Source organism: Pseudomonas sp. SH10-3B (assembly GCF_019891415.1).
Taxonomy (GTDB): domain Bacteria; phylum Pseudomonadota; class Gammaproteobacteria; order Pseudomonadales; family Pseudomonadaceae; genus Aquipseudomonas.
Window position 1 is genome coordinate 1 of the sequence record NZ_JAFLXD010000023.1, and the last position, 23,265, is coordinate 23,265.

Below are 23,265 nucleotides of genomic sequence, written 5' to 3' on the forward strand. Positions count from 1 at the left end.
CGACCCAGGAAGATTGGGATCACATCACCACCCTTGAGCAAGTGGTCGATTTGATTGTTCAACGCTCACAACTGTGTTGAAGCAACTGACGCCATCGCAGGCAAGCCAGCTCCCACACTAGACCGCATACAGTCCGGGCAACTCGTCACCTGTGGCGAGCGGGCTTGCCCCGCGCTGGGGCTGCGAAGCAGCCCCAAAACATAGCCCCCGGAGCTGTCTGGCACACTGCAGTGCTCTTATTGGGGCTGCTGCGCAGCCCAACGCGGGGCAAGCCCGCTCGCCACAGGTGACGAGTTGCCCGGACTGTATGCGGTCTAGTGTGGGAGCTGGCTTGCCTGCGATGGCGTCGGTAGGGCCTACCTGCAAGTCAGGGAATAAATGCCATCACTGAGGCTGGTGATCCCGAACCGCCTTCCAGTCCCAGTACACCTATCACTAACGTGGCGCCCTTGGCCGGAAGCCGGTCGAGGTGGGTCAGGCATTCCAGCACAATCCCATTTCCCGCCAACACGGCATGGTTTGTCGCGAAGGCGGTGCTTTGCCCTGGATCGACCCCGTGGGTATCAATGCCAACCCCGGCAATCTGGCGCTGTTCGAGTAAAAACCGAATCGCCGCTTCACCAACCCCAGGGAAGTGTGTGCCTTGTGCGTCCTGCCTAAAAAACGCTATCGGGTCGTTCCAGAGGTGTTGCCAGCCGGTGTACATCAGCACCACCGAGCCAGCTTCGATAAGCCCGTGCTGACGTTCCCACGCTTCAATATCCAGTGGGCTGATTTCGTAATCTGGATTGCTCTGGGTTTTACCGTGCACATCGATCACTACGGCGGGCCGCACCAAGTCTTCGGGTCGATAACCATCAATGCCCATCCCGTCGGCATAAAAACTGTTCGGCGCATTCATGTGCGTGGCGCTGTGTTCACCCATGCTGAAACGCCGCAGGAAATAGCCGTCCTTATCCCATGACGCGACGCCTTCAAACGCCACCGGCGGATCCCCCGGCCACAGCGGAATACGCGGGGTGATCGGGTGACTTAGGCTCAAGACCTTGCTGTGCTTATCCACCATTTTTGCCCTCCAACTGCCCCAACGGCACCCGCCGCTCTATCGCGCTCGACAAAATAATCGAGGTTTTGCTGAACCCGAACTTCGCTATTCGATTAATCAGGTTCTCCAGCTCCGGCATCGAGCCCACCGCCGCTTGCATGATCACGCACGGATCGCCCGTGACCCGGTGGCATTCGGTGAGTTCGGGGATTTCGGCCAGTGCGTCATACACCTTCTGGCTGCCATGGTTGGTCAACCTCAGCTCAATCACGCATTGAATCGGCAGGCCCACTTTCGACAGATCCACCTTGGCCTGGTACCCGGTGATCACCCCGCTGGCTTCCAGCTTGGCGACGCGCTCGGCCACGGCGGGGGCGGAGAGGTTTACCGTGCGGGCCAGTTGCGCGTAGGAGGCGCGGCCGTCTTCGAGCAGGGCGCTGAGGAGCATGCGGTCGTATTTGTCCATGATAAGGCTCTACTCGGGGATGGCTTTCGAAAACACGATTTATAGCCTTCATAACCATGCTTTGGAAAGTGTACTGGCGGTTTAAACAGGTTTTGTAACTTATGTTTAACGGCCTGTCTTTTTAGAATAAGCCTCTCTTATATCTGCCTTCGAGCCGCCCAATGCCTGGCACACGTCGCTTTCCCTTACCGTTGATCGCCGCTTTTTTTGCTCTGTATGTCATCTGGGGGTCCACCTACCTGGTGATTCGCATCGGCGTGGACTACTGGCCGCCGTTGCTGCTGGCGGGGATTCGATTCTGCACAGCGGGTGCGCTGATGTATGGCTACCTCAGATGGCGCGGGGTGCCAGCGCCGACGTGGCCACAATGGAAGGCCGCCGGGATGATCGGCATTTTGCTGCTCACCTTCGGTAATGGCGGCGTCACGTTGGCCGAACATGCGGGCGTGTCGTCCGGTGTGGCTGCCCTGGCGGTGGCGACCGTGCCGCTGTTCACCTTGCTGTGCGGGTTTTTCTGGGGGGCGCGCAATACGCGGCTGGAATGGGCCGGGGTGATCCTGGGGATTGTCGGCATCGCCATGCTCAACATGGGCAGCACCCTGCAATCGAGCCCGGTGGGCGCCGCCTTGTTGTTGTTCGCGGCGGCCTCGTGGGCATTCGGGTCCGTGTGGAGTCGGCAGTTGCCGCTGCCCCAGGGCGCGATGGCCAGCGCTGCGGAAATGCTGGTGGCGGGCGTGACATTGCTGATCGGCAGCGCGATTTCCGGTGAGCACCTGCAGGCCATGCCGCCGCTGGAGGGGTGGCTGGCGCTGGCCTACCTAACGGTGTTCGGCTCGATCATCGCCTTCAACGCCTATATGTACCTGCTCAAGCATGTGCGCCCGGCGGCCGCGACCAGCTATGCCTATGTGAACCCGGCGGTGGCGGTGTTACTGGGGATTGTGTTCGTGGGTGAATCCATCGGTCTGGAAGAGGGCTTGGCCATGCTGGTGATTATCAGCGCCGTGCTGTTGATCAGTCTGCCCCAGTGGCGAAAGCCCAAGCCGGAAATAAGGTAAACTGCCGCGCATTACGCCCTTGCGCTGAATTTTTCCTACGGTAAACACATGACTTTCGCCACACTTGGCCTGATCGAACCCTTGCTGCGCGCCCTTGAGACGCTTGGCTACCAGACCCCGACGCCGGTGCAGGCGCAAGCCATTCCGGCGGTGCTGGCCGGTCGCGACCTGATGGCTGCGGCCCAGACCGGTACCGGTAAAACCGCCGGTTTTGCCGTGCCATTGTTGCAACTGCTGACCATGGAAGGGCCGAAAGTCGCCGCTAACTCGGCGCGCGCGCTGATCCTGTGCCCGACCCGCGAGCTGGCCGAACAGGTTCACGCCAGCGTTGCCGAATACGCCCAAAACCTGCCGCTGACCACCTACGCGGTGTACGGCGGCGTAAGCATCAACCCGCAGATGATGAAGCTGCGCAAGGGCGTCGATGTCCTGGTCGCCACGCCGGGCCGCCTGATCGACCTGTTCCGCCAGAACGCGCTGAAACTCAACCAACTGCAAACCCTGGTGCTGGATGAAGCCGACCGCATGCTCGACCTGGGCTTCTCCGAAGAACTGGCGAACATCTACCGCATGCTGCCGAAAAAACGCCAGACCCTGCTGTTCTCCGCGACCTTCTCCGATGACATCCGCCAGCTCGCCGGGCAGATGCTCAACGACCCGCTGACCATCGAAGTCAGCCCGCGCAACGTCGCCGCCAATACCGTCAAGCAATGGGTAGTGCCGGTGGACAAGAAGCGCAAGGCGGAGCTGTTTGTGCACCTGATGCGCAAAGGCCGCTGGAAGCAGGTGCTGGTGTTCGCCAAGACCCGTAACGGCGTGGATGCGCTGGTGGATAAGTTGCAGGGCCTGGGCATCAATGCCGATGGCATCCATGGCGACAAGCCGCAAGCCACTCGCCAGCGTGCGCTGGACCGTTTCAAGTCGAGCGAAGTGCAGATCCTGGTGGCCACTGACGTCGCCGCCCGCGGCCTGGACATTGAAGACTTGCCGTTGGTGATCAACTTCGACCTGCCGATTGTGGCCGAGGACTACATCCACCGCATCGGCCGGACCGGCCGCGCAGGCAACACCGGTGAGGCGATTTCCCTGGTGTGTGCCGATGAAGTCAACATGCTCTCGGCCATCGAGATGCTGACCCGCCAGACCTTGACCCGCAAGATGGAACAGGACTTCGAGCCGGAGCATCGTGTGCCGGACACCGATGCCAGCGGTCAGGTGGTGAAGAAGCCGAAAAAACCGAAGAAGCCTAAGGCGTCCGGTGGTGGCGGTGGTAAGCGCAACCTCGGCAAGTGGGTGGACAGTGGTGAAGTGGCGCCGTCGGAGCCTTCGATCAAGCCGGTGCGTAAGGTGCCGGTGTTTAATACCGGGCCGCGTAAGAAGAAGTGATTTTTCGGGGTGGCTGATGGCCTCATCGGGGGCAAGTCGAATCGTCGCACCGCCCCTCCCACATTTTGAATGTATTCACAAATCAAACTGTGGGAGGGGGCTTGCCCCCGATGGCGGCTTTGAATTCACCGCAGATCTCAGCGGTTGAGCCACTCCAACATCCCCCGCCCAGCCGCTCTGCCACTGGCAAAACACCCCGTCAGCAAATACCCCCCGGTCGGCGCTTCCCAATCCAGCATCTCCCCCGCACAAAACACCCCCGGTAATTGCTTGAGCATCAAGCGCTCATCCAACGCTTCAAACGGCACGCCGCCTGCGGTGCTGATGGCTTCATCCATCGGCCGTGTCTTCACCAATGTCAGCGGCAACGCCTTGATAGCCCCCGCCAACTGCGCCGGATCATTGAAGTGTTCGGCAGGCGCCAACTCGCGCAACAGCGCCGCTTTGACCCCATCGAGGCCCAATTGACTGTGCAAATGCTTGCTCATCGAGCGTGAACCGCGTGGCTTGGCCAACGCCGCCTGAACCTTGTCCAGCGGCTTGCTGGGCAGCAAGTCGATATGCACCGTGGCCGAACCGTCGCGATTGATCGCCTCACGAATAGGCGCCGACAGCGCGTAGATCAAACTGCCCTCGATGCCGGTGGCGGTAATCACGCATTCGCCGAGTCGAGGCTTGTCATCCCCCAGGCCGATGGCGACGTTTTTCAGCGGCGCGCCGGCGAATTTGCTGAGCATCAATTCGCTCCAGGCCGACACTTCGAAGCCGCAGTTGCTCGGTTGCAATGCCACGTAAGGTACGCCTTTATCCTCCAGCAGCTTGAGCCACGCGCCGTCGGAACCCAGCCGCGACCAACTGCCGCCGCCGAGGGCCAGCAGCAGCGCATCGCTGTGGACGGTTTTCTCGCCTTCCGGGCTGTGGATAAGTAAATCGCCGTCGGCATTCCACCCCAACCAACGATGCCGGGTGTGGATAACCACGCCCTGGTCACGCAGGCGCTTGAGCCAGGCGCGCAGCAGCGGGGCGGCTTTCATATCCGTAGGAAACACGCGGCCGGAGGTGCCGATAAAGGTCTGGATACCCAGGCCGTGAATCCATTCGCACAACGCCTCGGCCCCAAATGCCCGCAGCAGTGGGGCGATGTTCGGTGCGCGCTCGGCGTAGCGCGACAGGAACGCCGGGTACGCTTCGGAGTGGGTGATGTTCATGCCGCCCACGCCAGCCAGCAGGAATTTGCGCCCCACTGACGGCATACCGTCGTACAGGTCAACCTGCACCCCGGCCAGGCTCAAGACTTCGGCGGCCATCAGCCCGGCTGGGCCGCCGCCGATGATGGTGACGTGTCGTGAGGAGATGTCGGGCATGGGCAGGGCTACGATCGCGGAAATAAGCCGAGCATTCTACCCGAGGAGCGCGGCGCTGCCTGATCAAAAAACGTACACCTTCCTACAGGCTATACGGATACAGGCTCTCAGACGCTTACGCTCAAGTTATCCACAGGCCGTTCCACAGGCATTGTGGGTAACGCCCACCGTTCAATGACAACCTGATGACGTCCACACCCGCTGCGCGCTGTGGTGCAGGATGCCGTGACGGCGGGCCAGGGCGGGACGATCCTTGCTGTAGCCGCCACCGATCACGCCCATCACCGGGATGTCGCGGCCCAGGCAATGGCGCATCACGCTTTCATCGCGGGCGGCTACGCCGGCGTCTGTCAGCTTGAGGTAGCCGAGGGCGTCATCCTTATGCACATCGACGCCGGCGTCGTACAGCACCAGGTCCGGCTGGTAGAGCGGCAAGAGGTAGTTGAGCGCGTCGTCCACCACCTGGAGGTACTCGGCATCGCCCATGCCCATGGGCAGCGGGATGTCCCAATCGCTCTGGGCCTTGCGGGCGGGGAAGTTCTTTTCGCAGTGCAGGGACACGGTGATCGCCTCCGGCGTGTCGTGGAGGATGCGCGCGGTGCCGTCGCCCTGGTGCACGTCGCAGTCGAAGATCAGCACGCGGTTGACCCGGCCGCTGGCCAGCAGGTAACGGCTGATCACTGCCAGGTCATTGAAGATGCAAAAGCCCGCCGGGTAATCGTAGTGGGCGTGGTGGGTGCCGCCCGCCAGGTGGCAGGCCAGGCCGTGTTCCAGGGCTTGCTCCGCCGCCAGGATCGAGCCGCCGACCGCGCGCACGGTGCGCCGCGCCAGGGCTTCGCTCCAGGGCAGGCCAATGCGCCGTTGGTCTTCGCGGGACAACTCGCCGCTCATGTAGCGTTCGATATACCCAGGTTCATGGGCGAGGGCCAGAATCTCCGGTGGGCACAACGACGGGCGCAGCAATTGGCTGTCCTCGGTCAGGCCGCTGGCCACCAGGTGGTCACGCAACAGGCGGAACTTGTCCATGGGGAACCGGTGGTCTGCCGGGAACTCAGGGCTGTAGTCATCGTGGTAGATCAATGGCAGGGGCATGGGAATTTCTGACGGGAACCTGCGAAGGATCTTACCAGCGCTGTACACTCACGCACATGGCAAGGGAGGGGACCCATGGAGCCGATACTGCAATTGGAAAGCGCACGCCTGGTCATGCGCCAATGGCGCGATGCCGACCTGACGGAGTTCGCGCGCATGTGCGCCGACCCGCAGGTGATGCGCTATTTCCCGGCCAAATTGAGCCACCTGGAAAGCGCCGCGTTGATCGGCCGGATTCGCGGCCACTTCGCCGAATACGGTTTTGGGCTGTGGGCGCTGCAGCGCAAAGACACCGGTGAGTTTATCGGCCTGACCGGGTTGCAGAATGTCAGCTTTGAAGCGGGCTTTACCCCGGCGGTGGAAATCGGCTGGCGCCTGGCCCGTGAGCATTGGGGCCTGGGTTATGCCAGTGAGGCGGCCTGGACCGCGCTGCGCTGTGGTTTCGACCGTTTGCAGTTGGACGAAATTGTCGCCTTCACCACTGAAGCCAATCAGCCATCACAAAAAGTCATGCAGGCCATCGGTATGCATTACGATCCGCTGGCTGATTTTGAACACCCCAAGGTTGCAGCCGATGACCCGCTGCGGCCCCACGTTTTGTACCGCATCACCCGCGCCCAATGGTTGGACACGCTGCACGGATAAGCAGCCCGGAATGCCCAATAGACCCCCTGTAGGAGCGAGCTTGCTCGCGAAGAACGCAAGAGCGCTGCTTTAAACCAGAAGCGCTGCGTTATCGTTAACGATCTTCGCGAGCAAGCTCGCTCCTACAGGTAGATACCGTTTTGCTCTGAGGAGAGTTTGAATGAGCCAAGTATTGGAAGATCTGGTGGACTTGCTGACCCTGGAGCCGATCGAGGAAAACCTCTTTCGCGGCCGCAGCCAGGACCTGGGTTTTCGCCAACTGTTCGGTGGCCAGGTGCTCGGCCAGTCGCTGTCGGCCGCCAGCCAGACCGTCGAAGAAGCGCGCCACGTGCATTCCCTGCACGGTTATTTCCTGCGCCCCGGCGATGCGAAGTTGCCGGTGGTGTATTCGGTCGACCGTGTACGCGATGGCGGCAGTTTCAGCACGCGCCGCGTGACGGCGATCCAGAAGGGCCACCCGATCTTTACCTGCAGCGCTTCGTTCCAATACGACGAAGCCGGCTTCGAGCACCAGACCACCATGCCCATGGTAGTCGGCCCGGAAAACCTGCCGTCGGAGCTGGAACTGACCCAGCAGCGCGCGCACCTGATCCCCGAGCATATGCGCGACAAGCTGCTGTGCCCCAAGCCGATCGAAGTGCGCCCGGTTACCGAAAAAGACCCGTTCAACCCGCAGCCGTCCGACCCGGTCAAGTACGTGTGGTTTCGGGCCGATGGTGCCCTGGCGGATACGCCGGCGCTACACAAATACCTGCTGGCCTACGCCTCGGACTTCGGCCTGCTGACCACCTCGTTGCTGCCCCATGGCAAGACCGTGTGGCAGAAAGACATGCAGGTCGCCAGCCTTGACCACGCGCTGTGGTTCCACGCCGACCTGCGTGCCGATGACTGGTTGCTGTATGCGATGGACAGCCCATGGGCGGGCAATTCCCGGGGTTTCTCCCGCGGTAGCGTGTATAACCGCGCCGGGCAACTGGTGGCGTCGGTGACCCAGGAAGGCTTGATCCGCCATCGCAAGGATTGGGCATGAGCCTGACGGACGTTAAGCACTGGGTGTTCGACATGGACGGTACCTTGACGGTAGCGGTGCATGACTTTGCAGCGATTCGCGTGGCCCTGGACATTCCCCCCGAGGACGACATCCTCACTCACCTCGCCGCTTTGCCGGCGGACATCGCGGCGGCCAAGCATGCCTGGTTGCTGGAGCATGAGCGCGAGCTGGCGCTGGGCTCCGTCGCGGCGGACGGTGCGGTGGAGCTGGTGCGCGAGCTGGCCGGGCGGGGTTATCGCCTGGGTATCTTGACCCGCAATGCGCGGGAGTTGGCGCATATCACCCTGGAGGCGATCGGCCTGGCGGACTGCTTTGCGGTCGAGGATGTGCTGGGGCGTGATGATGCGCCGCCCAAGCCGGACCCAGGTGGGTTGTTGAAATTGGCGGCGGCGTGGGCTGTATCGCCCAGCGAGATGGTGATGGTCGGCGATTACCGCTTTGACCTGGATTGCGGCCGGGCGGCAGGGGCGCGGACGGTGTTGGTCAACCTGCCGGAGAACCCGTGGCCGGAGCTGGCGGATTGGCATGCTGCAGACTGCGCTGCATTGCGCCGGATGATCTAACCCAAGCAATAGAGATCAAATGTGGGAGGGGCGGTTTCGTCAGTTATTGCTTGAACAGTACCTTCTGGCCCTCGGGCGACGTAAACATCCCATCCCCGTCATGCCCCACCCCCGGCACTTCCACCAGCGTCTGGCGCAACTGCGGATGGCGCTGCTTGAGGTAGTCAAAGTAGTTGTGCCCGCGAATCAGCCGATACGCGCCCTGGGTCTCGGCTTCGCAGCTTTTATCCAGCGCCGGGTGGTTCGGGTCGGTGTCCTGCTGGCCCAGCAGGTAAGTGATGTTGCGTGACACGTAGCCCTGCTCAAGCTGCTCGGCGCTTTGGCCTTTGGCATAGGTCGGCAGGTGCTGCATGCCGTACTTCCAGTCGTTGAAGCCTGGGCAACTGGCGGTCTCGAACTTCACCGGCCGCTGTGGGCTGAAGTAGGCATAGGACGAGGGGTTGGCCACCACATAGCGCAAGCTGACGCCCTCGGTTTGCAGGGTAGGGTGCGCGTGGCGGGTGAGGGCGAAGCGCTGCACCACTTGGCCGCCGCCGGAATGGCCGGCCACCACGATTTCCTTCAGCGCCGGGAACAGCGTGCGGTTGCCCAGGTGCTTGATGATCTGGTCGAGGGCGCCGAAAGAGCTGATCTGGCCCGGGCCGGTCGAGGCGTCGCCGGCCATCCAGTCATTGCCTTTCCAGCGCAGCACTTGGTTGTCCAGGTGGTTGCGCTGCATGTCGGACCCGTTCAGAAACTGCGGCGCGATCACCAGGGTGTTGGCGGCAACCCCGGCGTGTTCGGCGGCATCGATACCGCTTTGCAGATAGGTCTGCGCATTGCGCAGGCGCCCATGCACGATGATCAAGGCGCGGGTGACGTTGGGCAGTGGCTGGCGCCAGTCCTGGCTCAAGCCGAGGCTGAGGTCGCCAGCGTCGAGGTGAAAACGATCGGGACTGACCACCTTGACGCCGTGTTCCTTCTCGGCGGCCCAGGTCGTGGAACAGGTCAACATCAAGCTCAGCATTATTCCCGATAGCTTATTCATCTAAAGACTCTTGGCCGTAAACGTATCGCATTGAGTGATCTGGCCTTGGGCGAAGCCGGTCTTGAACCAGCGCACCCGCTGTGCCGAGGTGCCGTGGGTAAACGAGTCCGGCACCACGCGCCCTTGACCCTGTTGCTGCAAACGGTCATCACCGATGGCGTTGGCGGCGTTCAATGCTTCTTCAATATCGCCGGGTTCCAGCCAGTTCAGGCGCTTTTGCGCACGATTGGCCCACACACCGGCAAAGCAGTCGGCTTGCAGCTCCTGGCGTACCAGCAGGCCACCGTCGCCTTGCATCTGGCGGCCTTGCTGGCGGGCGGCCTGGAGCTTCGACGAAATGCCCAGCAATGTTTGGACGTGGTGCCCGACTTCGTGGGCGATCACGTAGGCCTGGGCGAAATCGCCGGCGGCCTGGAAGCGTTGCGACATTTCCCGGAAGAAATCCAGGTCCAGATAAACCTGCTGATCCGCCGGGCAATAGAACGGGCCGCTGGCCGAGGTGGCGCCACCACAGGCGGAATTGACCCGGCCACGGAACAGGATCAGTTTCGGGTTTTTGTAGACCAAGCCGTTTTCCTTGAACACCTGGCCCCAGGTGTCTTCGGTATCGCCCAGTACCGCCCGTACGAAGTCGGCTTGCTCATCGTTGGCCGGCGGCGCCTGGCGCGTTTGGGGGCTCACCGACGGTGCCTGCTCCATTTGGCCGGTCAACTGGCCGAGGATCTGCATCGGGTCCTGGCCGGTCAGCCAGCCGATGCCGACGATCAGCACAATCGCGGTCAGGCTCAGGCCCTTGCCGCCACCAAAGCGCATCCCACCACCGCCGCCGCCACTGTCATCGCGGGCATCCACCACGTTGTCGCTGCGTCGGCCTTTTTTCCATAGCATGGGGCAATCCTCTTGATCAGCCTTCTGTAGGCGCGAGCTTGCTCGCGAAAAACGCACAAACACCGCGTTTAACCAGATTGCCCGCTTTATCGTTAACGATTTTCGCGAGCAAGCTCGCTCCTACACTAATTTAGTGTCTGAGTATGGTCGGTATTAACGGCAATAGCCTTCGCCGGTGGCGACGATCAGGCAGTCTTTTTTATCCGCCAGCCATTTCAGTCCGGTCGCTTCGCCATCGCCGGCGCGCAGCAATTGCGGGCCGTCCGGGCGGGTGAAGGCGATGCCGTCTTCGCTGGCTTCACCCTTGAAGGTGCCTGAGTCATCGGCGTCGAGGCCGTATTGCATGGTGAGGATGTAGTGGCCACGGCCGATGCTGTTGTCCTTGGCGATGGTCAGGTTCAGGCCTTCGACACCGATCCATTTGCCGACCCATTGATCGGTGGGTGGGGTTTCGGGTACCAGGGTGGCCTGCACGGAAGGCGGCGCGGGTTTGGGCGCTGGCTTGGACTCCTGGTTGCAGGCGGTCAGCAGGGCAAGGGCAGAAAGAACAAAAAGAATTTTTTTCATTGCGGCAAGGCCTTGGTTAAAAAGTATGCAATGCGGGGGCTAAGGTGCAGCGTTGGACTCGAATGCGGTGATTTAGTGCGCTGTTCGCCCGGTGTTTGGTTATGCTCTCGGGGCAGACTCCAGCCCGGCTGCTAGATTACCGGGTTGAGCGCTGCTTCGTTCAGTGCTCAGCGTTCCGCCCGCCACGCAAGAGAATTCCATGACTGTCAGCACCCCCCTTTCCGGCGTCAACCACCCCTTCAAAGGCATTTTGCTGATCGTGTTGGCGACATTCCTGTTCTCCAGCCACGATGCCTTGTCCAAATACCTGGCCGGGTTCTACCCGATCGTGATGGTGGTGTGGGTGCGCTACGTGGTGCACACCTTGCTGATGGCCGGGATTTTCCTGCCGCAATCGGGGTTGCGCGTGCTGCGCAGTAAACGCCCGGGGATGCAGGTGGTGCGGGCCTTGTGCTTGCTGGGCACCAGCCTGTTTTTCACGACGGCGTTGCATTACATCCCATTGGCGGAAGCCACCGCGGTGAACTTCCTCGCACCGATCCTGGTGACAGCACTGTCAGTGCCGCTGCTTGGCGAGCACGTGACACGCGGCCAATGGCTGGCGGTGATCTGCGGTTTTGTCGGGGTGCTGGTGATCATTCATCCAGGCGGTGAGTTGTTTACGCCTGCGGTGTTGTTGCCGCTGTGCTCGGCGCTGTTCTTCTGCTTCTACCAACTGCTCACGCGCATCCTCAGCCAATACGATACCCCGACCACCAGCAACTTCTTCGCCGGGCTGTGCAATACCTTGGTGATGAGTGCGATGGTGCCGTTCTTCTGGCAGGTTCCCACGCTGTGGCATGGGGTGTTGATGCTGGCGCTGGGCACCTTTGGGATGACCGCACACTTGATGCTGACCCAGGCGTTCCGCTTTGCGGCACCGGCGTTGCTGGCGCCGTTCGGCTATTGCCAGATCGTGTTTGCGGGTTTGCTGGGCTGGCTGGTGTTCAACCATACCCCCGATGTGACCACGGTGGTCGGCATCGGGGTGATCTGCATGAGCGGGTTGGCCGCTGCCTGGCAGCAGCGGCGCAGGTGATCAGACGTCTACGGTAGGGATCTTGCGCGGTGCCATGAAGTACATCCAGGTCAGCGCAATGAAGTACATCGCCGGGATCAGGGTGAACAACACGGTGTAGTTGTTGTTGGTCACGGTGAGGATGTGACCGACGATCTGGGTCATGAACATGCCGCCGATGGCTGCACACATGCCGCCGAAACCGAACACCGTGCTCATCATGTGCTTGGGCGTGTAGTCCATCACCAGGCTCCAGATGTTGGCGGTCCACGCCTGATGCGCACCGATGGCCAGGGAGATGGCAAACACCGCGACCCACAGCTGGCTGGAGCCGGCCGCCATGATCACGCCGACGATGCAGCAGGCAAACAGCAGCATCGACAGCAACCGCGCCTTGATCGAGTTCATCCCCCGACCGATCAGGAATGACGACAGAATCCCCCCACCCACACTGCCGAAGTCGGCTGTCAGATAGATGATGATCAGCGGGATACCCATCTGGGTCACGTTGATACCCAGGTTGTACTGCTGGTTCAGGAACGGCGGCAGCCAATACAGGTAGAACCAGAACACCGGTGCGGTCAGGGCATAGGCGATGGCAAAGGCCCAAGTGCCGCGCATGCGCAGGATGCGGCTGAACGGTACGCCGGGTTGTTCCGGTTCGACTTCCCGTTGCACGTAGTCCAGTTCGGATTGTTTGACGCTCGGGTGGTCTTCCGGGTTGTAGTACTTCAAACCCCAGAACACCAGCCAGATCGCGCCCAGCGAGGCCATGCACAGGAACGCAGCCTGCCAGCCCCACACATGCAGGATCAGCGGCAGCAGCATCGGCGTCATCATTGCGCCGACGTTGGTACCGGCGTTGAAGATACCGGTGGCCACCGCACGCTCACCGGCGGGGAACCACAGGCGGGTGGTCTTCACGCAGGCCGGGTAGTTGGCGGCTTCGGTCAGCCCGAGGATAAAGCGGCAGACCATAAAACCGACCGCCGAAGTGGCCAAGCCATGGGCGCCAGTGGCCAGGCTCCACAACAGTACGGCGCAGAAGAACACGCGCTTGACGCCCACTCGGTCGATGAGTCGACCTTGCAGCACAAAACCGATGGCGTAGCCGACCTGGAACCAGAAGTTGATGTTGGCGTAGTCCATCGCCGTCCAGCTCATTTCCTTGGCCAGGATCGGTTGCATCACGCCCAGTGCGGCGCGGTCGATGTAGTTGAGGGTGGTGGCGAAGAACACCAGGGCCAGCATGCCCCAGCGGGTTTTACCGACGGCCATGGCGCCGCGGATCTTGTCGCCGATGCCGGCGTGCGGGGTGCCCGGGCGCGCGGCCAGGGCGGAATTTTGCGAAGGCATGTGGTTGTACCCGTTTTTTGAAATTTTTATGAGGTGTTGTGGGTCTTCTTTTGGGTGTCGCTGCGTGATTGATGGTGCGCAGTGGCTAAAAAATCGTCAATTCGCCAAAGAGGCTTAGTGTTCGATAATCGCACCAAAAACTAACCGGTTCGTACATTTTAATTGCTGCGGGTAGTCTGGGGGCGAATAATTTGCCATAAACAACAATTGCCGGGAGTCACCCATGCAACGTTCCATCGCCACCGTGTCTTTGAGCGGTACCCTGCCGGAGAAGCTCGAAGCCATTGCCGCCGCCGGGTTCGATGGGGTTGAGATCTTCGAGAACGACCTGTTGTATTACGACGGCAGCCCTCGGGAAGTTAGGCAGATGTGCGCCGACCTCGGCATTGCCATCACCTTGTTCCAGCCGTTTCGCGACTTTGAAGGCTGCCGCCGCGATCGCTTGGCGCGCAACCTGGAGCGCGCCGAGCGCAAGTTCGACCTGATGCAGGAGCTGGGCACCGACCTGGTGCTGGTGTGCAGCAATGCCTCGGCCGATTGCGTCGGCGATGAACGCATCCTGCTCGACGACCTCAGCCTGTTGGCCGAACACGCCGGTCGTCGCGGCCTGCGCATTGGCTATGAAGCGTTGGCCTGGGGCAAGCATGTAAACACCTGGCAGCAGGTATGGAACCTGGTGCGCCAGGTCGATCACCCGAGCCTGGGCGTGTTGCTCGACAGCTTCCATACGCTGTCGCTCAAGGGCGACCCGAGTGCCATCGCGCAGATCCCCGGCGACAAGATCTTCTTTGTGCAAATGGCCGACGCACCAATCCTGGCCATGGATGTGCTGGAGTGGAGCCGGCATTTTCGCTGCTTCCCCGGCCAAGGCGAATTCGACCTGGCGGGGTTCCTCGCGCCGATCATCAAGAGTGGCTACACCGGGCCGTTGTCCCTGGAAATTTTCAACGATGGCTTCCGCGCCGCGCCGACCCGCGCGAATGCGGCGGATGGCCTGCGTTCCTTGCTGTACCTGGAAGAGAAAACCCGCGAGCGCCTGCAACAGGAGGCGCCCGCGCAACCTGTCGAGATTCTGTTTGATACCCCCGCGGCCAGCGAGTACGACGGTATCGAGTTCCTCGAATTCGCCGTGGATGAAAATCTCGGCGCCAAGCTCACCCATTGGCTGGAGCGCCTGGGTTTCGTCAAGGCCGGCCAGCACCGCTCCAAGAGTGTGAGCCTGCTGCGCCAGGGCGATATCAACCTGATCCTCAACTGCGAACCGTATTCCTTTGCGCATAACTTTTTCGAGGCTCATGGGCCGTCGTTGTGCGCCACGGCGATTCGGGTCAAGGACAGCGCCAAGGCCTTGGAACGCGCGGTGGCCTACAAGGGCCAGCCCTATCGCGGCCTGGTCGGGCCCAACGAGCTGGAGCTGGCGGCGGTGCGCGCGCCGGATGGCAGCCTGATTTACCTGGTGGATCAGAGTGAGGGGGGGATCTACGACACCGACTTCAATCTGCAAGCGTCCAGCGCTGCCAGCGGTGGTTTGCTGCGCATCGACCATATGGCCATGGCCTTGCCGGCCGACAGCCTCGACAGCTGGGTGCTGTTCTACAAGAGCCTGCTGGATTTCGAAGCCGATGACGAAGTGGTGCTGCCCGACCCTTACGGCCTGGTGAAAAGCCGTGCGCTGCGCAGCCGTTGCAGCTCGATTCGCTTACCGCTGAATATTTCCGAGAACCGCAACACCGCGATTTCCCACGCGCTATCGAGTTATCGCGGCTCGGGTGTGCATCACATTGCCTTCGACTGTGCGGATATTTTCGCCGAAGTGCGCCGCGCCAAGGAGGCCGGGGTGCCGCTGCTGGATATCCCGCTCAACTACTACGACGACTTGGCTGCGCGCTTTGATTTCGATGATGAGTTCCTCAGCGAACTGGCGTACTACAACGTGTTGTACGACCGTGATGCCCAAGGCGGTGAGTTGTTTCATGTGTACACCGAGGCGTTCGAAGGACGGTTTTTCTTCGAGATCATCCAGCGCAAAAATGGCTATGCCGGCTACGGCGCGGCCAATGTGGCGGTGCGCCTGGCGGCGATGGCCAAATCCCGCAGCGGCGCAGTGCGCCAGTCACGGTTATAACCGCTGGCCAGGTGCTTCCTTCGGGGAGCGCCTCGGCCCATAATCGCGGCCTGCAAAATAAAAATGGCCGTGAGTGCACCATGACCCTGACTCCCGATCTCTCCGCTGTGTCAGACACACCGCGCAAGAGTCGCAAGAACAACCCGGAAAAGACCCGCGAGAACATTCTCCAGGAAGCCGTCGTCGAGTTTGTTCAGCAGGGCCTGTCCGGCGCTCGCGTGGATGCCATCGCCGAGCGCATCCATACTTCCAAACGCATGATCTATTACTACTTCGGTAGCAAGGAGCAGTTGTACGTCGAAGTGCTGGAGAAGCTCTACGGCGATATCCGCAACACCGAAACGCGCATGAACCTCACCGCCCTGGAACCGCGTGAAGCGATCCGCAGGCTGGTGGAGTTCACCTTTGATCACCACGATCAGAACGTCGATTTCGTGCGCATCGTCAGCATCGAAAATATCCACAACGCCGAATACGTGAAACGCTCGGACTCGATCAAGGCAATGAACAGCAACATCCTCGAAGCGCTGGGTGTCACCTTGCGCCGAGGGGCTGAGATGGGGCTGTTTCGCGAGGGGCTGGAACCGTTGGACGTGCACCTGCTGATCAACTCATTCAGCTTTTATCGGGTGTCCAACCGGCATACGTTCAGTGAGATCTTTCAGATCGAGTTGTCGGACGAGGCAATTAAACAGCGGCATCGCGAGATGATTTGTGAGTCGGTAATGCGCTACCTGCAGGCCTGAGTCCATCGCCTAACCCAATGTGGGAGGGGGCAAGCCCCCTCCCACATTTCAGGTATTCATGCTCTTGAAGTGCGCGAGCATGCGCTGCGCATCCGGTACCTGGCCACTGAACAGCTCAAACGCCTTCACCGCCTGGAACACTGCCATGTTGCCGCCATCCAGAGTGCGGCAGCCCAAGGCGCGGGCGTCGCGCAGCAGTTCGGTTTCCAGCGGGAAATACACAATTTCAGCCACCCACAGTTCGGCTCTCAACAGGGCCGCAGGCACCGGTGTGCCGGGCAGTTTGGCCATGCCCATGGGCGTGGTGTTGACCAGGCCATCGGCCTCGGCCATGGCGTTTTCAAGGTCGGTGCCAACCTGTGCGCGGCCGGTGCCGAAACGCTGGGCGAGGTTATCCACAAGGTCGTGGGCGCGGCTGGCGTCCACGTCGAAAATACTCAAGTGCTCCACTCCTTCCGCCAATAGCGCATGCGCCACGGCTGCGCCGGCGCCGCCCGCGCCCATCTGCACCACGCGTTGGCGCGGCACATCATTGAGGTTGCGGCGAAAACCCTCGGCAAATCCCAGGCAGTCGGTGTTATGGCCGATACGCTTGCCGTCCTTGAAGACCACGGTGTTGACCGCGCCGATGCCTCGGGCCTCGTCGGACAAATCGTCGAGCAGCGGCAGGATTGCCTGCTTGCATGGGTAGGTAATGTTCAATCCTGTGAAGTGCATCAGCTCGGCAGCGTGCAGCAGATCGGGCAGGGCGTTGATGTCCAGGTGCAAGGGCTCAAGGTCGATCAACCGATACAGGTAGCGCAAACCTTGGGCATCACCCTCCTGCTCATGCAGGGCAGGGGTGCGGGACGCCTGGATGCCGGCGCCGATCAGCCCGGCGAGAATGCGCGTTTTCATCGGTTCGACCCCTTCAACAACTGGCTGAAATGTTCCAGGGCCAGGTGGTAGCCATGGCTGCCGAAACCCGCGAGCACCGCCTTGGCGATGGGCGATACAAAGGAGTGGTGACGAAACGCTTCACGGGCATGCACATTGGATAAATGCACCTCGATCACCGGCACTTCACTGGCCACCAGGGCGTCGCGAATCGCCACCGAGGTGTGCGTCCAGGCCGCCGGGTTGATGACGATGCCAGCGCAGCGGGCGCGGGCGCCGTGGATCCAGTCCAGCAGTTCACCTTCGTGGTTGGTCTGGCGAAATTCGATTTTCAGCCCCAGTTGTTCGGCGCTGCGGCCACACAGAGCGGCCACGTCGGCCAGGGTTTCGTGGCCGTAGGTCGCAGGCTCGCGGGTGCCGAGCAGGTTGAGGTTGGGGCCGTTGAGCACCAGCACGATGGGCGGCATAAAGGGTATCTCCACAGTTCTTGTTCGTTGTGGGGATAAAATGTACTGGTTGGTTAATTTGGTCAATTGATGGCGGCGGATGTGTTCGATTATCGAACTGTTAATCAGGCGTGTCCGACACTCGAATCAGATTAGATATCAATTGAAAATCATTCTCGACAACGCTTAAGATGCCCGCCTGTTTCCTTTACATTCCAGGGAGTCGGTTTGTCGGACGTGGATCTCAAAGGCCTGTTTCTCAAGCACGCCGATACCCTGCGCGGGTATCTGGCGCGCAAGGTGCGGGACCCGCAGTTGGCGGCCGACCTGGTCCAGGAGAGCTTCCTGCGCCTGGCAGAAAAACCGGCCGGCGAGCGTATCGACAACTCCCAGGGCTATCTGTATCGAACGGCAAGCAATCTGCTGATCGACCATATTCGCCAGGAAGCGCGGCGCAAGACCGATTCCGTGCCCCATGAGGCGCTGGCCGAGATTGAAGATGAAGTCGCCGGGTTGGAGGCTCAGGCAATGGCGCAGCAACAGCGACAGGCATTGAAGCAGGCGTTGGCGGAGCTGCCGGAACGAACCCAGCAGATCTTCCATCTGAACCGTATAGAGGGCATGACCCACGCCCAGGTCGCCCGGCACCTGGACATCTCTGACAGTTCCGTGCAAAAGCACTTGGCCAAGGCGCTGGCGTATGTGATGCAGCGCTTGCAGGACGGTGAGGTGGCGCCATCCGACGAATGAATTACGGAAAAACCTCAGGTCAGACGTCACAGCGTTACATAACGAAAAATTCGAGATTCACACGTGAATAGCCAGGGTCAGCAACAGCACAGCATTACCGAGGAGGCCGCCGAGTGGGCGGTGCGCCTGCACGCCGGTGCCCTGACCGACCAGGAACAGGCCGAGCTGCGCCATTGGATCGCCTGCGACAGTCGCCACGAAGCGGCGCTGCGCTTTGCCGAGCAGACCTGGGCGGCGTTGGGCGAGGTGCATAAGGACGAGCCGGTGTATCGCCAGCGTCCGTCTGCGGCGGCGATGCCGGTGCGCCGAACCCCACGACGAAGGCCCTGGCAACGTGCGGCGGCGGTCGCGCTGGTCGTGGTGGTGGCCGGCGTCGGCTGGATGCGCGGGCCGGACGCCTGGCTGCGCATGCAGGCCGACTATGTCACCCAAAAGGGCGAGGTGCGCACCGTGCACCTGGCGGATGGCAGCACGGTGGAGCTGGATTCCGCCAGTGCCATTCGCCTGGACTATGACGGCGTGCAACGGCGAGTTCGCCTGATCCAGGGTTCGGCGATTTTTGCGGTGGCGCCGATGGGAGGGCAGGAGTCCCGTCCGTTCGTGGTGCAAAGCGCCGGCGGGCAGACGCGGGCGCTGGGCACGCGGTTTGTGGTGCAGCGCGAGGACGAGCGCCGGGCCTGGGTGGGCGTGTTGCAGCACAGCGTTGAGGTCTCGTTGCACGCCACACCGAGCAGAGGCCCGAGTGACCGCGTGCTCAAGGAAGGCCAGGCCGCTCGCTACAGCCCCGAGGACGGCATTATGCCGCTGGATCAATTCGACGTAGAGCGCGCCACCAGTTGGCGACGCGGGGTGCTGATCTTCGACCGGCAACCCTTGGCCAAGGTCGTCGAGCAGCTCAACCGCTACCGTCCTGGGCGAGTGGTGTTGACCAACTCGGCGCTGGGCGATCGCGAAGTCAGCGGCGTCTTCCGCCTCGACATGCTCGACACCGCCCTCGGCACCCTGACCCAGGAACTGCAAGTGCAACGCTTGGACCTGGCCGGCCTCAGCCTGATCTATTGATGACCCGGGGGGAGATCCGCTCCCACCCGCCTAAAACCCCCTGCTGAAAAACTTTTGAAAAAGTCTTACTGACTTCCTGCGCTTCGTACGTCTTGCTAGGTGAGAAGCATTCGCATAAACAAAAAATACGATCAGCGCAGGGAAACCAGAAATGTCAGCACTCACCAAGGGGCGTATCACCGGTAGCCGGTTAGCCCTGGCCATCCACCTGGGCCTGTTCGCCGCGGCAGCTCCCGTGTACGCGGCTCAGCCTCAAGCGGGCGCTGCCCAACCTGCCGTGCTGGCGTTCGATATCCCTGGGCAATCCTTGGGCAGTGCCGTATTGGCTTTCGCCGATCAGGCCGGTTTGCAGGTGCTGTTCGACAGTCAGCGCCTGCAAGGCTTGAGCAGCACCGCGCTCAAAGGCAGTTTCAGCGTGCAGGAAGGGCTTGGCCGTTTGCTCGGCGCCGCACCGGTGGAGTATCGCTTTACCAGCGAGCGCCAGGTCACCCTTAACCGTGTCAGCGACGACCACGCGGGTGCCATCACCGTCGGCACCACCACCATCAACGGCAACACCAATGGCCAGGCCAGCGACTGGGTGTACCAGAGCCCAAAGTCGGTGGCGGTGATCAGCCGTGACATGATCGACAAACGCCCGCCCCGTCACGCCGCCGACATGCTTGAAGAAACCGCCGGCGTCTACACCGCCGTCAACCAGCGCGACCCCGGCCTGTCGGTGAATATTCGCGGTGTGCAGGACTATGGCCGCGTGAACATGAACATCGACGGCATGCGCCAGAACTTCAACGTCAACGGCCACCAGCAACGCAACGGCACCATGCTGATCGACCCGGAGTTCATCTCCAGCATCGAGATCGACAAGGGCAGTCAGTCGGGGCAGGGCGGTGCGGCGGTGCTGGGTGGCATTGCTTCGTTCAAGACTCTGGATGCCAGTGAGTTTCTCAAGGACGGCAAGGACTACGGCGGCCGCCTTCGCGCCGGCAGCGGCATCGGTGAGCTGGGTAACGGCACCGACTTCAACGGCAGCGGCGTGTTTGCCTTTGGTGATGAGCGCGGCGATGTATTGCTGGGCTACAGCGAGCGGCATTTCGGCAACTACCGCGCCGGTACCCACAACGACCAGAAACTGGGCACTAACATGCGTGCCCGCAAGGCCATGCCCGGCGCGTTCGATGATTGGTTGAACAGCGAAGTCGGGGATATGGGCAGCGTGACCCGCTCGCAGATCCTCAAGCTGGGCCTCAACCTGCCCAATGACCAGCGCGTACAGCTGAGCTACCTGGAAAGCGACAGTGACAGCAACGACGCCTGGGCCTATACCAGCGACGATAACCAGAGCGTCTTCTACCAACGGGTCAGCAAGAACAACCTCAACGCCAAGAACTTTGCGCTGGACTACAGCTATACGCCGGATAACCCGCTGATCGACCTCAAGGCCAAGGTGTATTACGTCACCACCCAGCTGGATCGAAGCAACGCAGCCAATGGGGCAACGGTAGGCACGGGCAACTATGTAGGGGCCTATACCGACCACTTCCAGACCGATACCTGGGGCCTGCAGGGCGATAACACCTCGCGCTTTGATTTCGGCGAGGGCGGGCATGTGAGCTGGAACTACGGCATGGAGCTGTATCAGGACGAGTTCAAGCCACGCACCAACAAGGTCGAAGCCGTCAACAACCTCGGCTTGCTGCCCTACGCCGAGGGCGGCACGCCGGGGGGCAAGCGCACCATCGCCAGCCTGTTCAATAACCTGCAATACGAATACGGCGATTGGCTGACCCTCGATGGCGGCCTGCGGTATGACCGTTATCGGCTCGAAGGCGAAACCGGGCTGACCCTGTACCGTCGTGATCGCTTCTACAGCAGCCTGGTGGGCGCCAAGCGTGTCGCTGAGGTCTACGACATTGATCGCGAGGAAGGGCAGTTCTCCCCCACCTTCGGCATCGCCGTCAAACCTGGCCTGGACTGGCTGCAACTCTATACGCGCTGGGGCAAGGGCTGGCGACCGCCGGCAGTGACCGAAACCTTCATGACCGGCCGTCCCCATGGTGGCGGTTCGGGTGAGCGTGTGTTCCCCAATCCTTACCTCAAGCCAGAGGAGTCGAAGGACTGGGAAGTGGGGATGAACGTATTCAAGGAAGGGCTGCTGTTCGGTGACGACCGCCTGGGCGTCAAGGTGGCTTACTTTGATACCAGGATTGAAAATTTCTCCTTTCTCAACACCAGCGTCAGCCTTCCAGAAACCACCGCAGGTGGTTTTCTCGGGAACATGGCCTACGTCAACAACACCAATCCCACGCGTTTTCGTGGGCTTGAGTACCAGCTCAACTACGACATGGGCCGCGCGTACGCCAACCTCAGTTACACCCACATGATCGGCAGCAATGAGTTCTGCTCGAAGAACTATTACCTGGGGGGCGCGAAGAAGAATGGCCCCAGTACTTCGCGTATCGAGCGCTATGTCGACGCGAACGGCGTTTCCCGCATCCGCTTCGTGACCAGCTATGAAGTGCTGGACGATGACGTCGCCAACAACAAGGAGAGCTGTGGCCGGATCATGGGCAACGCCACCTATATGCCTGCCGACCGTGGCTCCTTGACCTTGGGCGCGCGCTTTCTGGACAAGCGCCTGGATACCGGCGTGCGCGTGCGCTACAGCGCGGGCAATGGCGAAAACCTCAATCAACAGGGTTACGACTTGCTCGACCAGGCGATGTGGCCGCAATACACCCTCTACGACCTGTACGCCAGTTACTGGATGACCGATCACTTGAACATTGCACTGGCGTTGGAAAACGCCACCGATGAAGCCTATTTCGTCGCCATGGGCGATGCCAACAACCTCAGCCTGGCCCGCGGTCGCACGCTGAGCGGGATGCTGGAATACAAATTCTGATCAACGTGCATCGGCACGTGATTAACGGTTTTACCCAACGGTGGGTAAAAAAGTGCGCCGCTTGTGCGTACTCATCAATAGCGTTGTTTAACGAGGTTTAGTGATGACTATTTCTGTTAGCTACGATTCTGGCCTGGGTTCTTTCACTGTCGGGGAATACCTGAGCGCATGGGCCCTGGGTTTCAACACCGCCGGCCACGGCAGCAGCAATACCGGTGGTTTCAGTAACGGCTCCCTCAGCGGTGACCAGTACGCTACCCACGGCGCCAACAGCTCCGACTACGCCTTCATCGCCGACAGCGACACCAGCAATGGCCTGCACTACGTGTTCAACCCTTCGCTGCCGGCCAGCAGCAACCAGAACCACTTCCTGTGGGGCGAGTTGGATAACGTTCAACTGGGCACCGGCCTCGGCGGCGGTAGCGGCAGCGATTTCAGCCTGACCGACTTCAAGGTCGCCTTCAACGGCCTCGACCTGAGCGCCGCTTCGGATGCCGGTCGCGTCGGTAACGAAGTGCAGAGCGTGATCTACGGCCTGATGCAGGGCAACACTGCCGCCCTGGAGACCGTCCTCACTGATCTGCTGGGTTCGATCGGCGAGAACCTCAACAGCACCTTCGACGACATTGCCGCCGCCGTCGCCAGCCACGCGACTGCCACTGCCACCGCCGACGTTGCTTTGGTGGGCGTGCAGGACGTGGCACAGGACTGGGCACTCGCCGCCTGAACCTGCTGCTGCATGAAAAAAGCGAATGGAAGATCGCTCTCCCATTCGCTGCATTACACCGCCGTC

22 protein-coding genes and 1 pseudogene are annotated in these 23,265 nt (G+C 61.3%); 12 read left to right on the plus strand and 11 right to left on the minus strand.

Annotated elements, in window-relative coordinates; translation table 11 throughout:
* Window positions 1-367: 367 nt before the first annotated feature.
* Both J1G35_RS17775 and J1G35_RS17780 read right to left on the minus strand, forming a co-directional pair.
* Complete coding sequence (locus tag J1G35_RS17775) at window positions 368-1,066, minus strand: cyclase family protein (RefSeq protein WP_223015585.1); 699 nt, start codon at window positions 1,064-1,066, stop codon at window positions 368-370.
* Entirely contained in the window at window positions 1,056-1,511 is a 456-nt protein-coding gene (locus J1G35_RS17780) for an Lrp/AsnC family transcriptional regulator (RefSeq protein ID WP_053138029.1), read from the minus strand. Before J1G35_RS17780 ends, J1G35_RS17775 begins: the two co-directional genes overlap by 11 nt.
* A 161-nt stretch (window positions 1,512-1,672) precedes the next feature.
* Between J1G35_RS17780 and yedA the strand changes: the two genes are divergently transcribed.
* Window positions 1,673-2,569 (plus strand): drug/metabolite exporter YedA, encoded by an 897-nt coding sequence (yedA, locus tag J1G35_RS17785; RefSeq protein WP_223015586.1) that lies wholly within the window; start codon window positions 1,673-1,675, stop codon window positions 2,567-2,569.
* 48 nt (window positions 2,570-2,617) lie between these two features.
* Window positions 2,618-3,955, plus strand: coding sequence for a DEAD/DEAH box helicase (locus J1G35_RS17790; RefSeq protein WP_053138025.1), 1,338 nt, complete (start codon window positions 2,618-2,620; stop codon window positions 3,953-3,955).
* 137 nt (window positions 3,956-4,092) lie between these two features.
* Here the strand turns inward: J1G35_RS17790 and J1G35_RS17795 are convergent, their stop codons facing one another.
* Both J1G35_RS17795 and J1G35_RS17800 read right to left on the minus strand, forming a co-directional pair.
* Window positions 4,093-5,319, minus strand: a complete 1,227-nt coding sequence (locus tag J1G35_RS17795; RefSeq protein ID WP_223015587.1) for a TIGR03862 family flavoprotein — start codon at window positions 5,317-5,319, stop codon at window positions 4,093-4,095.
* Between the two features lie 171 nt (window positions 5,320-5,490).
* The gene (locus J1G35_RS17800) at window positions 5,491-6,411 is read right to left on the minus strand and encodes a histone deacetylase (protein WP_223015588.1); all 921 of its coding nucleotides are present in this window, start codon (window positions 6,409-6,411) and stop codon (window positions 5,491-5,493) included.
* A gap of 75 nt (window positions 6,412-6,486) precedes the next feature.
* Between J1G35_RS17800 and J1G35_RS17805 the strand changes: the two genes are divergently transcribed.
* From J1G35_RS17805 to J1G35_RS17815, 3 genes are all read left to right on the plus strand, one after another.
* Complete coding sequence (locus J1G35_RS17805) at window positions 6,487-7,056, plus strand: GNAT family N-acetyltransferase (protein WP_053138018.1); 570 nt, start codon at window positions 6,487-6,489, stop codon at window positions 7,054-7,056.
* Window positions 7,057-7,216: 160 nt separating this feature from the next.
* Window positions 7,217-8,086 (plus strand): acyl-CoA thioesterase II, encoded by an 870-nt coding sequence (tesB, locus tag J1G35_RS17810; RefSeq protein WP_223015589.1) that lies wholly within the window; start codon window positions 7,217-7,219, stop codon window positions 8,084-8,086.
* Entirely contained in the window at window positions 8,083-8,670 is a 588-nt protein-coding gene (locus J1G35_RS17815) for an HAD family hydrolase (RefSeq protein WP_223015590.1), read from the plus strand. Before tesB ends, J1G35_RS17815 begins: the two co-directional genes overlap by 4 nt.
* Before the next feature lie 43 nt (window positions 8,671-8,713).
* Here the strand turns inward: J1G35_RS17815 and J1G35_RS17820 are convergent, their stop codons facing one another.
* From J1G35_RS17820 to J1G35_RS17830, 4 genes and pseudogenes are all read right to left on the minus strand, one after another.
* Window positions 8,714-9,697, minus strand: coding sequence for an alpha/beta hydrolase (locus tag J1G35_RS17820; RefSeq protein WP_223015591.1), 984 nt, complete (start codon window positions 9,695-9,697; stop codon window positions 8,714-8,716).
* Window positions 9,698-10,585, minus strand: a complete 888-nt coding sequence (locus J1G35_RS17825; protein ID WP_223015592.1) for a neutral zinc metallopeptidase — start codon at window positions 10,583-10,585, stop codon at window positions 9,698-9,700. It abuts the gene before it with no gap.
* A gap of 25 nt (window positions 10,586-10,610) precedes the next feature.
* Window positions 10,611-10,715 (minus strand): annotated as a pseudogene (locus tag J1G35_RS30975) (outer membrane lipoprotein carrier protein LolA); the annotation flags it as partial.
* Window positions 10,716-10,738: 23 nt separating this feature from the next.
* On the minus strand, window positions 10,739-11,152 hold the full coding sequence (locus J1G35_RS17830; RefSeq protein WP_223015593.1) for a membrane lipoprotein lipid attachment site-containing protein: 414 nt from the start codon (window positions 11,150-11,152) through the stop codon (window positions 10,739-10,741).
* Window positions 11,153-11,351: 199 nt separating this feature from the next.
* Here J1G35_RS17830 and J1G35_RS17835 point away from each other — a divergent pair, with 199 nt between their 5' ends.
* Complete coding sequence (locus tag J1G35_RS17835) at window positions 11,352-12,230, plus strand: DMT family transporter (RefSeq protein WP_053138005.1); 879 nt, start codon at window positions 11,352-11,354, stop codon at window positions 12,228-12,230.
* On the opposite strand, the gene J1G35_RS17840 is transcribed toward J1G35_RS17835, so the two are convergent.
* Window positions 12,231-13,565 carry an MFS transporter gene (locus J1G35_RS17840; protein ID WP_053138003.1) on the minus strand — a complete coding sequence of 445 codons (1,335 nt, stop codon included), beginning with the start codon at window positions 13,563-13,565 and terminating at the stop codon, window positions 12,231-12,233. It abuts the gene before it with no gap.
* A gap of 223 nt (window positions 13,566-13,788) precedes the next feature.
* On the opposite strand from J1G35_RS17840, the gene quiC reads away from it, so the two are divergent.
* Window positions 13,789-15,690: a 3-dehydroshikimate dehydratase QuiC gene (quiC, locus tag J1G35_RS17845; RefSeq protein WP_223015594.1), complete on the plus strand. Its 1,902-nt coding sequence runs from the start codon at window positions 13,789-13,791 to the stop codon at window positions 15,688-15,690.
* A gap of 80 nt (window positions 15,691-15,770) precedes the next feature.
* The gene (locus tag J1G35_RS17850) at window positions 15,771-16,436 is read left to right on the plus strand and encodes a TetR/AcrR family transcriptional regulator (protein WP_053137997.1); all 666 of its coding nucleotides are present in this window, start codon (window positions 15,771-15,773) and stop codon (window positions 16,434-16,436) included.
* 48 nt (window positions 16,437-16,484) lie between these two features.
* On the opposite strand, the gene J1G35_RS17855 is transcribed toward J1G35_RS17850, so the two are convergent.
* Together J1G35_RS17855 and aroQ are read right to left on the minus strand one after the other, a co-directional pair.
* Window positions 16,485-17,333, minus strand: a complete 849-nt coding sequence (locus J1G35_RS17855) for a shikimate dehydrogenase (protein WP_053137994.1) — start codon at window positions 17,331-17,333, stop codon at window positions 16,485-16,487.
* A complete protein-coding gene (gene aroQ, locus J1G35_RS17860; RefSeq protein WP_053137992.1) occupies window positions 17,330-17,779 on the minus strand; it encodes a type II 3-dehydroquinate dehydratase in 450 nt (149 codons plus the stop codon). Before aroQ ends, J1G35_RS17855 begins: the two co-directional genes overlap by 4 nt.
* Before the next feature lie 207 nt (window positions 17,780-17,986).
* Between aroQ and J1G35_RS17865 the strand changes: the two genes are divergently transcribed.
* The 4 genes from J1G35_RS17865 (at window position 17,987) to J1G35_RS17880 (ending at window position 23,199) form a co-directional block, all read left to right on the plus strand.
* On the plus strand, window positions 17,987-18,508 hold the full coding sequence (locus J1G35_RS17865) for an RNA polymerase sigma factor (protein ID WP_053137989.1): 522 nt from the start codon (window positions 17,987-17,989) through the stop codon (window positions 18,506-18,508).
* A 63-nt stretch (window positions 18,509-18,571) separates the two neighbouring features.
* Window positions 18,572-19,570 carry a FecR family protein gene (locus J1G35_RS17870; protein WP_053137986.1) on the plus strand — a complete coding sequence of 333 codons (999 nt, stop codon included), beginning with the start codon at window positions 18,572-18,574 and terminating at the stop codon, window positions 19,568-19,570.
* A 151-nt stretch (window positions 19,571-19,721) separates the two neighbouring features.
* Window positions 19,722-22,472 (plus strand): TonB-dependent receptor, encoded by a 2,751-nt coding sequence (locus tag J1G35_RS17875; RefSeq protein WP_223015595.1) that lies wholly within the window; start codon window positions 19,722-19,724, stop codon window positions 22,470-22,472.
* Window positions 22,473-22,575: 103 nt separating this feature from the next.
* Window positions 22,576-23,199, plus strand: a complete 624-nt coding sequence (locus tag J1G35_RS17880; protein ID WP_223015596.1) for a heme acquisition protein HasA — start codon at window positions 22,576-22,578, stop codon at window positions 23,197-23,199.
* Window positions 23,200-23,265: the final 66 nt, after the last annotated feature.

Bases quoted from the DNA above. Each gene is read 5' to 3' on its own strand.
- J1G35_RS17775 (WP_223015585.1), bottom strand. From the start codon at position 1,066: ATGGTGGATAAGCACAGCAAGGTCTTGAGCCTAAGTCACCCGATCACC.
- J1G35_RS17780 (WP_053138029.1), bottom strand. From the start codon at position 1,511: ATGGACAAATACGACCGCATGCTCCTCAGCGCCCTGCTCGAAGACGGC.
- yedA (WP_223015586.1), top strand. From the start codon at position 1,673: ATGCCTGGCACACGTCGCTTTCCCTTACCGTTGATCGCCGCTTTTTTT.
- J1G35_RS17790 (WP_053138025.1), top strand. From the start codon at position 2,618: ATGACTTTCGCCACACTTGGCCTGATCGAACCCTTGCTGCGCGCCCTT.
- J1G35_RS17795 (WP_223015587.1), bottom strand. From the start codon at position 5,319: ATGCCCGACATCTCCTCACGACACGTCACCATCATCGGCGGCGGCCCA.
- J1G35_RS17800 (WP_223015588.1), bottom strand. From the start codon at position 6,411: ATGCCCCTGCCATTGATCTACCACGATGACTACAGCCCTGAGTTCCCG.
- J1G35_RS17805 (WP_053138018.1), top strand. From the start codon at position 6,487: ATGGAGCCGATACTGCAATTGGAAAGCGCACGCCTGGTCATGCGCCAA.
- tesB (WP_223015589.1), top strand. From the start codon at position 7,217: ATGAGCCAAGTATTGGAAGATCTGGTGGACTTGCTGACCCTGGAGCCG.
- J1G35_RS17815 (WP_223015590.1), top strand. From the start codon at position 8,083: ATGAGCCTGACGGACGTTAAGCACTGGGTGTTCGACATGGACGGTACC.
- J1G35_RS17820 (WP_223015591.1), bottom strand. From the start codon at position 9,697: ATGAATAAGCTATCGGGAATAATGCTGAGCTTGATGTTGACCTGTTCC.
- J1G35_RS17825 (WP_223015592.1), bottom strand. From the start codon at position 10,585: ATGCTATGGAAAAAAGGCCGACGCAGCGACAACGTGGTGGATGCCCGC.
- J1G35_RS17830 (WP_223015593.1), bottom strand. From the start codon at position 11,152: ATGAAAAAAATTCTTTTTGTTCTTTCTGCCCTTGCCCTGCTGACCGCC.
- J1G35_RS17835 (WP_053138005.1), top strand. From the start codon at position 11,352: ATGACTGTCAGCACCCCCCTTTCCGGCGTCAACCACCCCTTCAAAGGC.
- J1G35_RS17840 (WP_053138003.1), bottom strand. From the start codon at position 13,565: ATGCCTTCGCAAAATTCCGCCCTGGCCGCGCGCCCGGGCACCCCGCAC.
- quiC (WP_223015594.1), top strand. From the start codon at position 13,789: ATGCAACGTTCCATCGCCACCGTGTCTTTGAGCGGTACCCTGCCGGAG.
- J1G35_RS17850 (WP_053137997.1), top strand. From the start codon at position 15,771: ATGACCCTGACTCCCGATCTCTCCGCTGTGTCAGACACACCGCGCAAG.
- J1G35_RS17855 (WP_053137994.1), bottom strand. From the start codon at position 17,333: ATGAAAACGCGCATTCTCGCCGGGCTGATCGGCGCCGGCATCCAGGCG.
- aroQ (WP_053137992.1), bottom strand. From the start codon at position 17,779: ATGCCGCCCATCGTGCTGGTGCTCAACGGCCCCAACCTCAACCTGCTC.
- J1G35_RS17875 (WP_223015595.1), top strand. From the start codon at position 19,722: ATGTCAGCACTCACCAAGGGGCGTATCACCGGTAGCCGGTTAGCCCTG.
- J1G35_RS17880 (WP_223015596.1), top strand. From the start codon at position 22,576: ATGACTATTTCTGTTAGCTACGATTCTGGCCTGGGTTCTTTCACTGTC.